At 69.4% G+C, this 15,001-nt stretch carries 14 protein-coding genes; 5 read left to right on the forward strand and 9 right to left on the reverse strand.

Annotated elements, in window-relative coordinates; all coding sequences use genetic code 11:
- The first annotated feature begins 328 nt into the window (after positions 1-328).
- Positions 329-1,081 (forward strand): TSUP family transporter, encoded by a 753-nt coding sequence (locus tag EBL85_RS15045; protein ID WP_123143329.1) that lies wholly within the window; start codon positions 329-331, stop codon positions 1,079-1,081.
- A gap of 6 nt (positions 1,082-1,087) precedes the next feature.
- Here the strand turns inward: EBL85_RS15045 and EBL85_RS15050 are convergent, their stop codons facing one another.
- Positions 1,088-1,498, reverse strand: coding sequence for a bacteriohemerythrin (locus tag EBL85_RS15050; protein WP_062271649.1), 411 nt, complete (start codon positions 1,496-1,498; stop codon positions 1,088-1,090).
- A gap of 415 nt (positions 1,499-1,913) precedes the next feature.
- Entirely contained in the window at positions 1,914-2,492 is a 579-nt protein-coding gene (locus EBL85_RS15055; RefSeq protein ID WP_123139598.1) for a hypothetical protein, read from the reverse strand.
- Between the two features lie 425 nt (positions 2,493-2,917).
- Here EBL85_RS15055 and mutS point away from each other — a divergent pair, with 425 nt between their 5' ends.
- On the forward strand, positions 2,918-5,512 hold the full coding sequence (gene mutS / locus EBL85_RS15060) for a DNA mismatch repair protein MutS (protein ID WP_123139405.1): 2,595 nt from the start codon (positions 2,918-2,920) through the stop codon (positions 5,510-5,512).
- A gap of 13 nt (positions 5,513-5,525) precedes the next feature.
- Here the strand turns inward: mutS and EBL85_RS15065 are convergent, their stop codons facing one another.
- The 5 genes from EBL85_RS15065 to EBL85_RS15085 are packed head-to-tail and all read right to left on the reverse strand — an operon-like array spanning position 5,526 to position 8,949.
- Positions 5,526-6,311: a PP2C family serine/threonine-protein phosphatase gene (locus EBL85_RS15065; RefSeq protein ID WP_123143330.1), complete on the reverse strand. Its 786-nt coding sequence runs from the start codon at positions 6,309-6,311 to the stop codon at positions 5,526-5,528.
- 26 nt (positions 6,312-6,337) lie between these two features.
- Positions 6,338-7,069 carry a DsbC family protein gene (locus EBL85_RS15070; protein ID WP_123139407.1) on the reverse strand — a complete coding sequence of 244 codons (732 nt, stop codon included), beginning with the start codon at positions 7,067-7,069 and terminating at the stop codon, positions 6,338-6,340.
- A gap of 8 nt (positions 7,070-7,077) precedes the next feature.
- Entirely contained in the window at positions 7,078-7,560 is a 483-nt protein-coding gene (locus EBL85_RS15075) for a YajQ family cyclic di-GMP-binding protein (protein WP_123139408.1), read from the reverse strand.
- A 34-nt stretch (positions 7,561-7,594) separates the two neighbouring features.
- Entirely contained in the window at positions 7,595-8,494 is a 900-nt protein-coding gene (gene xerD / locus EBL85_RS15080) for a site-specific tyrosine recombinase XerD (RefSeq protein ID WP_062274086.1), read from the reverse strand.
- Positions 8,491-8,949: a methylated-DNA--[protein]-cysteine S-methyltransferase gene (locus EBL85_RS15085; protein WP_123143331.1), complete on the reverse strand. Its 459-nt coding sequence runs from the start codon at positions 8,947-8,949 to the stop codon at positions 8,491-8,493. Before EBL85_RS15085 ends, xerD begins: the two co-directional genes overlap by 4 nt.
- A gap of 350 nt (positions 8,950-9,299) precedes the next feature.
- Here EBL85_RS15085 and EBL85_RS15090 point away from each other — a divergent pair, with 350 nt between their 5' ends.
- Entirely contained in the window at positions 9,300-9,743 is a 444-nt protein-coding gene (locus EBL85_RS15090) for a YcgN family cysteine cluster protein (RefSeq protein WP_123139410.1), read from the forward strand.
- 10 nt (positions 9,744-9,753) lie between these two features.
- Here EBL85_RS15090 and EBL85_RS15095 read toward each other — a convergent pair whose 3' ends face one another.
- Both EBL85_RS15095 and EBL85_RS15100 read right to left on the reverse strand, forming a co-directional pair.
- Positions 9,754-11,013, reverse strand: coding sequence for a U32 family peptidase (locus tag EBL85_RS15095; protein ID WP_123143332.1), 1,260 nt, complete (start codon positions 11,011-11,013; stop codon positions 9,754-9,756).
- Positions 11,013-12,146 carry a ChaN family lipoprotein gene (locus tag EBL85_RS15100; RefSeq protein ID WP_223806168.1) on the reverse strand — a complete coding sequence of 378 codons (1,134 nt, stop codon included), beginning with the start codon at positions 12,144-12,146 and terminating at the stop codon, positions 11,013-11,015. Before EBL85_RS15100 ends, EBL85_RS15095 begins: the two co-directional genes overlap by 1 nt.
- A gap of 159 nt (positions 12,147-12,305) precedes the next feature.
- Here EBL85_RS15100 and EBL85_RS15105 point away from each other — a divergent pair, with 159 nt between their 5' ends.
- Positions 12,306-14,348: a M1 family metallopeptidase gene (locus EBL85_RS15105; protein WP_123143334.1), complete on the forward strand. Its 2,043-nt coding sequence runs from the start codon at positions 12,306-12,308 to the stop codon at positions 14,346-14,348.
- Positions 14,349-14,446: 98 nt separating this feature from the next.
- The gene (locus tag EBL85_RS15110; protein WP_123139414.1) at positions 14,447-14,854 is read left to right on the forward strand and encodes a hypothetical protein; all 408 of its coding nucleotides are present in this window, start codon (positions 14,447-14,449) and stop codon (positions 14,852-14,854) included.
- Positions 14,855-15,001 lie beyond the last annotated feature (147 nt).

The raw sequence follows: 15,001 nt of genomic DNA on the forward strand, positions 1-15,001 counted from the left end.
CCGCCAGCCGCCAGCCGCCAGCCGCCAGCCGCCAGGGGATTGAACCGCAAAGACCCAAAGGACACGAAGAAAGCGACCAGCCTTCAGCAAACAGCCTCCAGTGTCGGTATGCGGTCAACCGCGACGCGACGAGACAACCCTGCCCCCTCACCGGAGGCTGGCGGCTGGAAGCCCTTCCTCATCTTCGCGCTCTTGGCCCTTGGCGGTTCACACGTTCTTGGCGGTTCACACGTTCTGGTCGCTGGCGGCTGGAAACTGGCCGCTCGACGGCGGCTGACGCTCGAGCGCCGAGCGGCGATAATGAAGCGTTTGCCCCACGCCTCACGCCATGCTCGATACCGCACTCTGGCTGCTGCCGGTGGCGCTCGCCGCCGGTTTCGTCGACGCCGTCGCCGGCGGCGGCGGACTGATCACCATCCCGGCGCTGCTCTGGGCCGGACTCGGCCCGGTCGAGGCCCTGGCGACCAACAAGGCCCAGGCGGTCTTCGGCAGCGCCACCGCAACCATCCACTTCATCCGCCGCGGCGCCATCGCGCTGCGCGAGACGCTACCCGCGGTGCTCCTCACCTTCCTCGGCGCCGCAGCCGGAGCGGTGCTGGTGCAACACATCGACGCCGCCGCGCTCGAGCACGCCATCCCGCTGTTGTTGATCGGCTTCGCGCTCTATTTCTGGTTCTCGCCCCGGGTCAGCGACATCGACTCGCACCAGCGCATCGGCCACGGCGCCTTCGCGCTCACCATCGGTCTCGGGGTCGGTTTCTACGACGGCGTCTTCGGGCCTGGCACCGGCACCTTCTTCGCCATCGCCTATGTGTCCCTGCTCGGCTACAACCTGCGCCGTGCGACGGCGCATACCAAGCTGCTCAACTTCACCAGCAACCTCGCCGCGCTGCTCCTGTTCGTCAGCGGCGGCCACGTGCTCTGGGAGATCGCGCTGGTGATGGCCGGCGGACAGCTGGTCGGCGCCTGGATCGGCGCTCATCTGGTGCTGCGTCACGGCGCCGCGCTGGTGCGCCCGATCCTGGTGGTGGTCTCGATCGCGATCTCGGCGCGGCTGCTGTGGGAGCAGGTGCTCGGCTGAACGGACTCAGGCCGCGTTGCCGCTCTTGATGTGGAGGGAGTAGAGCATGTCCTCGTCGGCGATATGGTCGATCAGCCAGTCCTGGGTGATGTCGAGCGCGCGCTCGGCCAGGTCCTGGGTGGGACCGAACATCTGCAACTCCTGTTCGAGGATATCGAGGCGGCGAAAGAAGGCAGCATGCTGTTGCAGGTGATCCTTGATATCCGGATAGCCGTGCTCGTTCATGAACGCCTCCTCGGTGGAGAAGTGGCGCTCGGCGTACTCGCGCATGAAGGACACGGCACCCTCGACCGCCTCCTTGCCCTTGCGATCGAGGATCTCGCTATAGAGCCGGTGCGAGGCGGAGAAGAAGCAGCGATGCTGCTCATCGATCTCGGGGATACCGATGGAATAGACGTCGGACCATTCTTTCAGCATGGGGGGTACCTGTGGGGTGACACGGAGCGGGCGCGGCCGACGCGGCCACGCCGAAACAAACGCCGACTGTAGCCGAGGAAGACGCCAGCCGCCAGCCGCCAGCCGCCAGCATGGATTGAACCGCGAAGGCGCGAAGGGCGCAAAGCAAGCGAACGGTCTTCGGGTCCGCAGACGTGGCGTGCCAGCTACCAGCTACCAGCTACCAGCTACCAGCTACCAGCTACCAGCTACCAGCTACCAGGGGATTGAACAGCGAAGGCGCGAAGGGCGCAAAGGGGGATCAGCCGCCAGCGATCAGCCGCCAGTGGGTGCGGACCCGTGCCGCCTGTGGCCTCACGCCGACATCACACATCATTCACTGTGCGTGCTTCGCGGCTTTGCGGTTCAACCCTGTCGGCCGATCGCTGATCGCGGCTCAACGCCCGGCGAGTGCCGCCTGGGACAGCCACAGCAGCGCGGGTTCCTCGTCCTTGCCGAGTTCGCCGTCACGCAGGAAGATCGCGCCGTCGGCCACCGCCAGCTGGCGCACCCCGCCGCTGTCGCGCACCTCGCTCTCGCGGTGCAGCGCATCGCCACGCGTCGCGACCCGCCCGGCGATCCAGTCGCCGATCCGCTGGTGATAGGCGCGGCGATAGACCAGCTTGGTCGCACGCAGCTGGCCGTCGCGGAAGAAGAAGGTCACCGCCGAGGCCGGCATCTGGTTGAAGCTGCCGATCGCGGCGCCGCACAGCCGGTCGCCATAGGGGTTGGGGCCATCGGCGCACTGCAGTTCGAGATCCGCGAAGGTCTCGCGCAACCGCGCCTCGGTCAGGTCGCTGTCGAAGGACTCGAGCGCGGCGTTGAACTCGCTCTTGCCGAGCACGTACATCAACGCCAGGTCGGTGCGACGCTTGCCGTCATCGGTGAAGGTCAGCCAGAAGAACGGCCCGAACACCAGGGCCAGCATCAGCAGCGTCTTGTAGGTCTTGGGGAGTTTCAGGTCATTCTTTTTCATGGCCGGCATTCTACCGGGAAGCGCCGCCGCACGGACACCCAATCGTCCACTCAGCGAGGACACCCGATCTGTTGAACCGCAAAGGCGCGAAGGACACAAAGTTTTTACCTACTGAGTCGTCAAAGGGGCTCGAAACTCGTCCGCATCCCCCGCGAACCTCAGCACTCACCAGCAGGGACGGCGTCTCCCGCCTGACGCCAGTGGCTCACACCCGACCACAACCCGACGGATAAAAACCTCTTGGGGAAGCGGTCGAGCCACATGTTCCTACTGCGGACTGATGACCTGCCGCTGAGAAGTCGCCCCGAAAACAACCGCCTTCGCGTCCTTGGCCTCTTTGCGGTTCAGGTTCCCCCGCTGCACACCCGCGCCAAAGCCTCTAGACTAGCTGGCCTTTTCCACCCGGCTACGACACACGAGAGCGGATGTCCCAGGATCTTTCTCAGCACACCCCGGCGATGCGGCAGTACCTCGGACTCAAGGCGGAGTATCCGGACCTGTTGCTGTTCTATCGCATGGGCGACTTCTACGAACTCTTCTTCGAGGACGCCGAGCGCGCCGCCCGGCTGCTGGACATCACCCTGACCAAGCGCGGCCAGTCGGCCGGGCGTCCGATCCCCATGGCCGGGGTGCCCTATCACGCCGCCGAGGGCTATCTCGCGCGACTGGTGCGCCAGGGCGTGTCGGTGGCGATCTGCGAGCAGATCGGCGACCCGGCCAAGAGCAAGGGGCCGGTGGAGCGCAAGGTCACCCGCGTGGTCACCCCCGGTACCCTCACCGACGAGGCGCTGCTCGAGGACCGTCGCGAGAACCTGCTGGTGGCGATCGCCGAGTCGGCGCGCGCGGGCTACGGACTGGCCCAGCTCGAACTCTCCAGCGGGCGCTTCTCGGTGCTCGAGGTCAGCGGACGCGAGGCGCTCGCCAGCGAGCTCGAACGCCTACGCCCCGCCGAGGTGCTGGTCGACGAGTCGTCCTCGCTGCCCGAGGCGCTGCGCCTCGAGCGCGGTCTCACCCGTCGCCCGGCCTGGCACTTCGAGGCCGACAACGGCGCGCGCATGCTCTGCGAGCAGTTCGGCACCCGCGACCTCGGCGGCTTCGGCTGTGCCGGCATGACGCTGGCGATCGGCGCCGCCGGCTGTCTGTTGCAGTACGTGCGCGACACCCAGTTCGCCGCCCTGCCCCACATCCGCGGGCTGAGCACCGAGCAGCGCGACGAGGCGCTGATCATCGACGCCGCCACCCGGCGCAACCTGGAGCTGACCGAGAGCCTCAGCGGCGAGCACCAGCACACCCTCGCCGGGGTGATCGATCACACCGCCACGGCGATGGGCAGCCGGCTGCTGCGCCGCTGGATCAACCGCCCGCTGCGCGACCGTCACGCCGTCGCCCGCCGTCACGGCGCGGTCGCCGCGCTGCTCGCGGCCCCGGGGCGCGCCGACCTCGCCGAGCTGCTCGCCGGCATCGGCGATCTCGAACGCATCCTCGCCCGGGTCGCGCTCGGCTCGGCGCGCCCGCGCGACCTCGCGGTGCTGCGCGACTCGCTGGCGCTGCTGCCGGCACTCGGCGAACACCTCGGGGCGATCGACGACCCGCTGCTCGCCGAGCTGGCCGACAGGATCGCCACCCACCCCGAGACCCAGGACCTGCTCGCCCGCGCCGTCATCCCCCAGCCGCCGCTACTGATCCGCGATGGCGGGGTGATCGCCGCGGGCTATGACGCCGAACTCGACCGGCTGCGCGGGCTCTCGGAGAACGCCGACCGCTTCCTCGTCGAACTGGAGCAGCGCGAGCGCGCGCGCACCGGCATCGCCACCCTCAAGGTCGGCTACAACCGGGTGCACGGCTATTACATCGAGGTCGGGCGCAGCCACGGCGACGCGGTGCCGGTCGAGTACGTGCGCCGCCAGACGTTGAAGGCCGCAGAGCGCTACATCACCCCGGAGCTGAAGGGTTTCGAGGACGAGATCCTGAGCAGCCGCGAGCGCGCCCTGGCCCGCGAGAAGGCGCTCTACGAGGCGCTGCTCACGACCCTGGCCGAACGGCTCGCGCCGCTGCAGACGAGCGCCACCGGGATCGCCACCCTGGATGTGCTCACCAACCTCGCCGAGCGCGCCGAGCGCCTCGGCTGGGCGCGACCGACGCTCGACGACACCCCCGGGATCGAGATCGTCGACGGCCGTCACCCGGTGGTCGAGCAGGTCATCGACCAGCCCTTCGTCGCCAACTCGCTCAGGCTCGACGGCGAGCGGCGGATGCTGGTGATCACCGGCCCCAACATGGGCGGCAAGTCGACCTACATGCGTCAGTGCGCGCTGATCGTGCTGCTGGCCTATGCCGGCAGCTTCGTGCCGGCACGCAGCGCGCGGCTCGGCCCGGTTGATCGGGTGTTCTCGCGCATCGGCGCCTCCGACGACCTCGCCGGCGGGCGCTCGACCTTCATGGTGGAGATGGAGGAGACGGCCAACATCCTCCACAACGCCACCGCCGAGAGCCTGGTGCTGATGGACGAGATCGGTCGCGGCACCAGCACCTTCGACGGGCTGTCGCTGGCCTGGTCGTGCGGGGTCGAGCTGGCCACCGGGATCGGCGCCTACACCCTGTTCGCCACCCATTACTTCGAGCTGACCACGCTGCCCGAGGAGTATCCGGGGATCGCCAACGTCCATCTCGACGCGGTCGAGCACGGCGACACCGTGGTGTTCATGCACGCGCTGCGCGAGGGACCGGCGAACCAGAGCTACGGGCTGGCGGTGGCTGCGCTCGCCGGGGTGCCGCAGCCGGTGATCGCGCGTGCCCGCGCGCGGCTGCAGGAGCTGGAGCAGAATGCCCGCGCCCACGCCGAGCGCGAGGCGGTGCAGCTGTCGCTGTTCGCCGCCGAGCCGGCGGCCGCACCCACGCCCGAACCGCCGGCACCGGACCCGCTGCACGAGGCGCTCGAGGCACTCGACCCCGACGCACTCAGCCCGCGCGAGGCGCTCGACGCGCTCTACCGACTGCGGGCGCTGCTGACGACCGACTGAGCCGGCACGCCACTCAGCCGAGCGGATCGGTCTCCGGCACCAGCCGGGGGCCGACACCGAGCAACGCCAGGGTGATGTTGTCCTTGCCGCCCGCGGCGTTGGCCGCGGTGATCAGGTCCTCGGCGGTCCGTCCCAGGGAGGCGGGGTCGGCCGCGCGCAGCGCGGCATGCAGCTGCGCCTCACCGAGCATGCCGCTCAGCCCGTCGCTGCAGAACAGATAGAGATCCCCGGGTGCCAGGGGGCAGATCGACGAACTCACCCCGGGGCTCGGCAGCGAACCCAGCGCACGGGTGAGGATGTTCTCGCCGATGCCGCTCGCCATCGCCTCCTCGCGCGAGTCGTAGAGTCCCTGGTCGAGGACCTCCTGGAGCAGGCTGTGATCGCGCGAGAGCTGTTCGAGTACGCCGTCGCGCAACCGGTAGAGACGCGAGTCGCCGACATGCGCAACCACCATCCAGCCGGGACCGAGCACGCCGAGCACCACCGTGGTCCCCATCCCGGCGCACCCCGGGTTGGTGTTGGCATGGCGCCAGATGGCGATATTGGCCTCCTCGATCGCCGCCTCGACGAACAGCCGGGTACGCTCGGCGTCGTGGCGTGGCGAGGGGTGACGACGGAAGCGCTCGGCGATGGTCTCGACCGCGGTGCGGCTGGCCACCTCGCCGGCGCTTGCGCCGCCGACTCCGTCGGCGACCACGATCAGGCCGAGCGCGGGATGGACGCCGACGGCGTCCTCATTGTGCGCGCGCACCCGACCGCAGTCGGTCTGCCAGGCGTACTCGAGCTGATGCGACCACATCACGGGGCCACTCGCCGTCGCCGCGCTCAGGAGCCGGCCATCTGGTCGAGTTCGACCGCGAGGCGCTTGGGGTCGACATAGCCCGGGATCAGGGTGCCGTCCTCGGTGATGATCGCCGGGGTACCGCGCAGGCCCAGCTCACGCCCCAATGCCATGTGCTCGGCCACCGGGTTGTCGCACTTGCGCATCTCGATCGACTTGCCCTGCTTGGCCTCGGTCATCGCCTCGCGACGCGCCTCGGCATCACCGGCGCACCACACCGAGACGGCCTCGCGATAGGCCTCGCTGCCCTCGCCGGCGCGGGGGAAGAACAGATAGCGCACGCGGATACCGTTGGCGACATAGTCGTCGATCTGGCTGTGCAGCTTGCGACAGTAGCCACATTCGATGTCGGTGAACACCGTGACCGTGTGCGCGGCGTCGGCGGGACCGAAGCTCACCATCGACTCCTCACCGATCGACTCGATCAGCCCCTTGCGGGCCTCGGCCAGACGCGGCTCGGTGAGATCGGTGCGGGTCTTGAGATCGACGATGCGTCCATCGATGAAATAACGACCGTCGGCGGTCATGTACATCAGCTCACTGCCGACGAGCACCTCGTAGAGGCCATCGACCGGGGCCGGACGGATATCGCTGATGGCGATGTCCGGGGACACCGCCTCGAGCGCGGCGCGAATCTGCTGCTCGGGACCGGCCTGCACGGCGGTGGCGAGGCAGCCGAGGGTGGCGGCCAGCGCGAGGGATCTGATTCTCAGCATGGGGCTTCCTAGTCTCTGAAGTTTTCGAATTGCAGCGGCAGCCCCCAGTCGGACTCGCGCAGCAGCGTGATCACCGCCTGCAGGTCGTCGCGCTTCTTGCCGGTGACCCGCACCTGCTCGCCCTGGATCTGGGCCTGCACCTTGAGCTTGCTCGTCTTGATCGCCTTGACCATGCGCTTGGCGGTGTCGCTGTCGACGCCCTGCTTGAGGACGATCTCCTGGCGCGCGGCATTGAGCGTCTGCACCGCCTCGCCCGGCTCCAGCGCGGCGAGATCGATCTTACGCTTGACCAGCTTCTGGCGCAGGATGTCGAGCATCTGCTGGAGCTGGAACTCCTGCTCGGCGGCGAGCTGGATCTTGTCCTCGGCGAGCTCGAAGCTGGCGGTGACGCCCTTGAAGTCGAAGCGGGTACCGATCTCGCGATTGGCCTGATCGACCGCGTTGCGCACCTCTTGTAGATCGAACTCGGAAACGATGTCAAACGATGGCATGAAGAACCTCGAACAGGGATATGGCCCGACCGGCTCAGCCGCGCGGATGATGCACGGCATGCATCCGCTTGAGCCGCTCTCGGGCAACGTGGGTATAGATCTGGGTGGTTGAAAGGTCGCTGTGTCCGAGCAGCATCTGCACCACGCGCAGATCGGCACCGTGATTGAGCAGATGGGTGGCGAAGGCGTGACGCAGGGTGTGGGGCGAGAGCGGCTTGAGCACCCCGGCCTCGATGGCATAGCGCTTGATCAGCATCCAGAAGGCCTGACGGCTCATGTGCTCACTGCGACTGGTGGGGAACAGATAGTCGCTGCAACGCCCGCCGAGCAGCTCCAGGCGCGGCCCCTTGACGTACTCGCGCACCCAGTGCGTGGCCTCGTCGCCTAGCGGCACCAGACGCTCGCGCCCGCCCTTGCCCTGCACCCGCACCAGCCCCTGGGTGAGGCTGATCTGGGCGGGCATCAGGGTGACCAGCTCGGTCACCCGCAGCCCGCTGGCATAGAGCACCTCGAGCATGGTGCGGTCGCGATGACCGCGCGGGTCGGTGGTATCGGGCGCGCGCAACAGATACTCGACCTCGGCCTCGCTCAGGCTCTTGGGCAGCGGGCGGCCCAGGCGCGGGGTCTCGATGCGCGCGCTCGGGTCGTCAGCGATCACCCCGCGGCGCAGCAGATAACGATAGAACTGCCGCAGCGAGGAGACCAGGCGCGCGCTCGAGCGCGGCTTGCGGCCCTGCTCGGCGAGCAGCGCCAGATAATCGAGCAGGTCCTGACGTCCGGCCGCCGCCAGACCCCGCTTGCGTTCGGCGGCAAGCCAGGCGGCGAAGGCGCGCAGATCGGAGCGATAGGCGCTCTGGGTGTTGCGGCTCGCGCCGCGCTCGAGCCACAGCGACTCGACGAAACGCTCGATCAGGATCCCGTCCTCGGCCATCAGTCCTCCTCCCAGCCTTCGTGGCGCAGCAACCAGCGCTTGACGGCCAGCGGCGCACCGGCGCGCGCACCACCGAAACCACCCGCCCCGCGCCGGCCCACCACCCGGTGACAGGGCACCACCAGCGGGCAGGGGTTGGCGCGACAGGCCTGACCGATGGCGCGCGCCGCGCTGCCGAGTCTCGCGGCCAGCTCGCCGTAGGTACAGGGGCGCCCCGGCGGGATCGCCCGCAGCGCAGTCCAGACGCGCTGCTGGAAGACTGTGCCCGCGGGCTGCAGCGGCAGGTCGATCCGATGCCCCGGATCCTCGAGATAGGCGACGAACTCGGCGCGCACCCAATCGGGCAAGACCGCGCCATCGCGCTCGCCCTGCGGCACGAGATCGACCCCGGCCAGCGCGCCCCCGCGCCAGTCGACGGCGATCGGCCCGAACGGGGCCTGGATCAGCGCCTTCGCCATGTTCCCTTCCTCCTCGACCCGACCACCGACCCAGCGACCGGACCGGCGATTATAGCCCAGGCGCCCGGCGGCCGACCTTCAGCGACCAGGGACGGTCTGAACCGCAAAGACCCAAAGAGCGCAAAGCGCTGATGGGATGACCACCTCCAGTGCCCCCACTCGCCTCACCCGCAAGCAACACCGCTCGCCGGGGATCGCCGAGCCAGATGAATGCATCCACAGGCGACGGGACGCTGTTAGCACTCTGCTCCTTTGTGTCTTTGCGGTTCAATCATTCCCCTGGCGAGACCCTCGGCTTTACGGCAAGATGAAGCGCTTTTCGCGCCCGATCGGGCGACCGAGGACCCCGCATGAACCAGACCGCCGCCCCCTTCTGGGAGACCACCCCGCTCGAGCTGATGGACACCGGGCAATGGGACGCGCTCTGCGACGGCTGCGGCAAGTGCTGTCTGGAGAAGTTCGAGGACGAGGACACGGGCCGCATCGTTTACTCCCGCATCGCCTGCGCCCTGCTCGATCTCGACACCTGCCGCTGCCGCGACTACCCCAACCGCGCCCGGCGCATGCCCGACTGCATCACCCTCACCCCCGAGCACCTGGCCGACCCGCGCTGGCTGCCCGAGACCTGCGCCTACCGGCTGCTCGCCGAGGGCCGCCCCCTGCCGCGCTGGCACCCGCTGGTGAGCGGCGACCCGGAGTCGGTGGCCGAGGCCGGGGAGAGCGTACGCGGACGCGTGCTCAGCCCGGAGACCGGGGAGAACCCGCTGATGCACCTCATCGACTGGGTGCGCTGAGCCGCCGCGCTCAGACCGCGCGGGTGAGCAGCGCCCGCGCGCCGGGCTCGACGCCCTCGGGCAGGCGCACCCGCACCGTCCAGCCCGCCCCCGGCGCGACCTCGAGCGGCGCGCCCTCGCGATCGCTGAGCGCCTCGAGACGGAAGGCGTGGTTGCCGCCCGGGCTCATCAGCTCCAGTTGATCGCCGCGCGCAAAGCGGTTGCGCACCGCCACCTCGGCCCAGCCCTCGCGTGCCCCCAGCACCTCGCCGACGAACAACTGGCGCTGGTTGCGCGAGGCACCGCAGTCGTAGTTCTGCAGCGCCGGATCGGCGCCGTGACGGCGATAGAAACCCTCGGTATAGCCCCGATTGGCCAGTCCCTCGAGCGCCTCGAGCAGGTCGGCACGGAAGGCGCGCCCGGCGAGCGCGTCGTCGATCGCCTGGCGATAGACCTGGGCGGTGCGCGCGACATAGTAGTCGGACTTGGTGCGACCCTCGATCTTGAGACAGTCGATGCCGATCTCGATCAGCCGGGCGACGTGCTCGACGGCGCGCAGGTCGCGCGAGTTCATGATGTAGGTGCCCTGCTCGTCCTCGAACACCGGCATGTACTCGCCCGGGCGCTCGCCCTCCTCCAGCACGAACCCGGGCTCGCCGCCAGCCACCTCGCCCAAGCGGTAGCGCCAGCGACAGGCGTTGGTACACACCCCCTGGTTGGCGTCGCGGTGGTTGAAGTACCCCGAGAGCAGACAGCGCCCGGAATAGGCGATACAGAGCGCGCCGTGGACGAAGACCTCCAGCTCGGTGTCGGGACAGGCCTCGCGGATCGCCGCGATCTCGTCGAGCGAGAGCTCGCGCGAGAGGATCACCCGCTCGACCCCCTGCGTCGCCCAGAAGCGCACCGCCGCGGCGTTGACCGTGTTGGCCTGCACCGAGAGGTGGATCGGCAGCTCGGGCCAGCGCTCGCGCACCAGCATGATCAGCCCGGGGTCGGCCATGATCAGCGCATCGGGGCCGAGCGCGACCAGCGCGCCGATGTCGTCGACGAAGGTGCGCAGCTTGGCCCCGTGCGGCATCAGGTTGACGGCGAGATAGAAGCGCTTGCCGAGATCATGGGCCGCGGCGATGCCGGTGGCGAGCGAGGCGGCGTCGAAGCCGCCCTTGCGCACCCGCAGGCTGTACCGGGGCAGCCCGGCATAGACGGCATCGGCGCCATAGGCGAAGGCATAGTCGAGATGGCTGGGGCTGCCGGCCGGGGAGAGCAGCTCGGGGCGGTGCGAGATCGACATCAGCGCAACTCCACCTCAAGATCGCGCCGCTCCTCGGCGCCGCGCAGCACCGTGACCGCGACCCGCTCGCCGGGGACACGATCGAGCAGCGCCAGACGGATATCGGCATAGTCGGCGACCGCTCGCCCGGCAAGGGCGAGGATGCGATCGCCCACCGCCACCCCGGCGGCCTGCGCGCCACTGTCGGCGGCGAAGCCGACCACGCGGGTGCCGGCCCCTTCCTCGCCCTCGCCGAGCTGCACCCCCAGCAGCCCGGCCGGGGGCAGCTCGGCCGGGGCGGGATAGAGATAGAAATCGGCCGCCGGCGGCTCGACCGGTCGCCCCTCGCCGTTGAGCAACACCGCACCCGGCAGCCCGAGCCGGCGCTCGACCCGGTCGGGGATACCGATGCCGTACTCGAGGTGCCCGGCCCCGGCGAGCACCACCAGGGTGCGTTCGGGGTTGGCGTCGAGATAGTCGGCGGCGCGCGCGGCCATGCCCTCGTCCCACAGCAGCTGGACCTCGATGAAGTGATCGAGATCGCGCTCGTCGCCGAAGGGGTGCTGGGCGAAGATCTCGCGCAGCCGCTCGCGATAGGCCGCGTCGGGCCGGGCGAGCGCGGCGGGCAGGGCGGCGCGCTGACGAGGGTCGAGCCCGTCGATGCCGACCTCGCCGACACGGCGGGTGAGGGCCTGGTCGAGATTGAGCGCGATCAGCGGGATCTCGTGCTCGCGCGCGAAGCGCAGGATCGGACGATAGAGCCGGTAGTCGAAGCGCCAGCGCTCGAAGTACTCGGTGCGGCGCAGCATCTGCGCCTCGTCGATGGCGCCGGCGACATAGGCGTCGAGATGGATCTGGAAGGGCTGCTGGAAGCACTCCAAACCGATCGCCAGCGGCTTGCCGCGGGCGTGCAGGCCGCGGATCACCGCCAGCTGATCGAGATGGTCGGCATAGCGGTCGTGGTGCTCGCCGACATAGACCACGCGGCGCTCGGCGATGCGCCCGAGCAGGGTCTCGACCCCGGTCAGCGCATCGAGTTCGAGCACCCGGGTGGCCGCCCCCGCCGCAGGCTCGGCATCCCGCGCAAGGACACTCGCCCCCGGCGCCGCCAGCACGACGGCGACGGCAATCATCGCCAAGCTTTTGTAGGACACGTCTCACCCCGCTGGTTTCGGGCCACCGCGGCCCGCATGATTGACCAGGTCACGCGCTCTGCGCTTCCCTCGAGCATCGAGAAGGAACGCCGACCACCGACCCTGTTGCCCGGGGCACACACCGCCCCGCTCCCTATTCTGCCGAGGATCCGGATACTGATGCGACACTTGATCCTTTCAACCCTGCTGCTGCTCGGTCTGACCCCGGCCCAGGCCGCGTCCCCGCCACCGCTCGTCGAGCACCAGCTCGCGGTGCACATCGACCCCGCCACCGGCACCCTGGAGGCGAGCGATCGGCTGCGCCTGCCCGCCGGGCTCGAGGACACCCTGGTGCTGCTCGACGCCGGGCTCACGCCCACCGTCGGCGACGAGACGGCGACCCTCACCCCGGTCGGGCGACGCGGCCACCTCACCGTCTATCGGTTGCGGCACGCCGGCACGGGACCGGTCACCCTCGACTACCGGGGCCAGATCCGTCACGGCCTGCGCCGCCAGATCGAGGGGGTTGGACGCGACCGACAGTGGTCGCTCGGCACCATCGACAGCGATGGCATCTTCCTCTCCGGAGCCAGCGGCTGGTACCCGCTGCTGCCCGGGCAGCGACTGCGCTTCGCACTCGATATCACCCTGCCCGCGGGCTGGATCGCCGTCTCCCAAGGCAGCGGCCCCGGCACGGCGCCCGAGTCGGGACGCTCACAGTGGCGCGAGACGCAGCCGCAGGAATCGATCTATCTGGTCGCCGCGCCCTTCACCCTCTATCGCGACAGCAGCGAGGGCATCGCCACCCAGGTCTATCTGCGCGCGCCCGACCCCGCACTCGCGCGACGCTATCTCGCCGCCACCGCCACCTATCTGCGCGACTATGGCGAGCGCATCGGCCCCTACCCCTACGCCAAGTTCGCGCTGGTCGAAAACTTCTGGGAGAGCGGCTACGGCATGCCCTCCTTCACCCTGCTCGGCTCACGGGTGATCCGTCTGCCCTTCATCCTCCACACCTCCTACCCGCACGAGATCCTCCACAACTGGTGGGGCAACGGGGTCTATGTCGACGCCGACTCGGGCAACTGGAGCGAGGGCCTGACCAATTATCTCGCCGACTACTGGCAGCGCGAGCGCGCCGGCACCGGGGTCGAGGCACGGCGCGAGATGCTCAAGGCCTACGCCGATCACGTCCACCACGGCGAGGACTTCCCGCTCAGCGCCTTCCGCGCCCGTCACGACGGCGGCTCCCAGGCGATCGGCTACGGCAAGGGGGCGATGGTCTTCCACATGCTGCGCCGCCGCCTCGGCGACGAGACCTTCGACGCCGGACTGCGCCGCTTCTATGCCGACAACCGTTTCCGCGCCGCCGGCTACGCCGAGTTGCGCCGCGCCTTCGAGCAGGTCTCGGGCACCGACCTCGGCGACTTCTTCGCCGCCTGGGTCGAGCGACCCGGGGCACCGACGCTGGCGCTCGACGGGGTCAGACTCGAGCAACACGACGGCCAGATAGAGGTCCACGGCGAGATCCGCCAGACCCAGCCGGGCGCACCCTTCCCGCTGTACCTGCCGCTGCGGCTCGCACTGCCCGACGACACCAGCCGCACGGTCTGGATCGACACCACCGAGCGCACCCAGGCGTTCGGCATCGCGCTCGACCAGCGCCCGCTCGCCCTCGCCGTCGACCCCGGATTCGACGTCTTCCGCACCCTGCTGCCCGGCGAGACCCCGGTGGCACTCGGCAACCTGTTCGGCGCCGAGCGAGGGCTGATCCTGCTGCCGGCACGGGCGCCGACAGCATTGCTCGACGGCTATCGGGCGCTGGCCGAGCGCTGGCGCAGCGGACATCCGGGCTGGCGGGTGGCGCTCGACAGCGCGTTCGACACCCTGCCCGAGCACGGCGCGATCTGGCTGCTCGGCTGGGAGAACCGCCATCGCGCAACCTTCGAGCACGCCGTCCCCGACCCCACCGCAGCGCCCCCGACGCAACGTCTCGACGGGCTCGACAGCATCGTGCTCACCGCCGCGCGCGGTGAACAGCCGCTCGCCTGGCTCGGTACCGAGCGGGCCGAGGCGCTGCCGGCACTGGCGCGCAAGCTGCCCCACTACGGCAAGTACGGCTATCTCGGTTTCGTCGGCGCACGCGCCGAGAATCGGCTCAAGGGCCAGTGGCCGAGCGGACCGAGCGCCCTGACCCACCGCTTCGCCCCGGCGCACCGATGAGGACGTCACGACCTGCGCCAGCGCACCTGCATTGGGGACAGAATTGGCTAGAATCAAACGGACTCAACGACTGCCGGACTCCGGCTCAAGGATCGATCATGCCCATCCACTCCCGCGCACTGCAGCGCCTTGTCTTCCTCGCCACGCTCGCCATCGCGCTCGTCGCCTGTGGCCCGTCCTATCGCACCGAGTACAGCTACATGCCCCCGGCCGACAGCGCCGGCAAGCAGTGCCTGAACCAGTGCCTGAGCATGCGCGCGATGTGCCGCAACCAGGCCGAGAACCGCGCCGCCAACGCCCGCGCCGATTGCGAGCGCAACGCCATGATCAACTACACCGCCTGCATGGCCACGGCTAAGAGCGACATCGAGCGCAGCAAGTGCTCGTCGAGCAGCTACTGCAACCAGGGTGCCGACACCGGCCAGTGCGATGAGGAGTACCGACTCTGCTACGAGAACTGCGGCGGTACCGTCAGCAGCTATCAGGTCTGCGAATACGGTTGTTGACGCGCACCGGGCTGGCGCCACGACGCGCCGGCCCTCAGCAGCGATCGACCACGCAATTGCGCCCCCCTTCCTTGGCGCGGTAGAGACAGCGATCGGCCACCGAGGCGAGCCGGTCGTAGTCGGTCTCGCCCGGCTCGGCCTGGGCCA

It is taken from the genome of Marichromatium sp. AB32 (assembly GCF_003718675.1).
Classification (GTDB): Bacteria; Pseudomonadota; Gammaproteobacteria; order Chromatiales; family Chromatiaceae; genus Marichromatium; species Marichromatium gracile.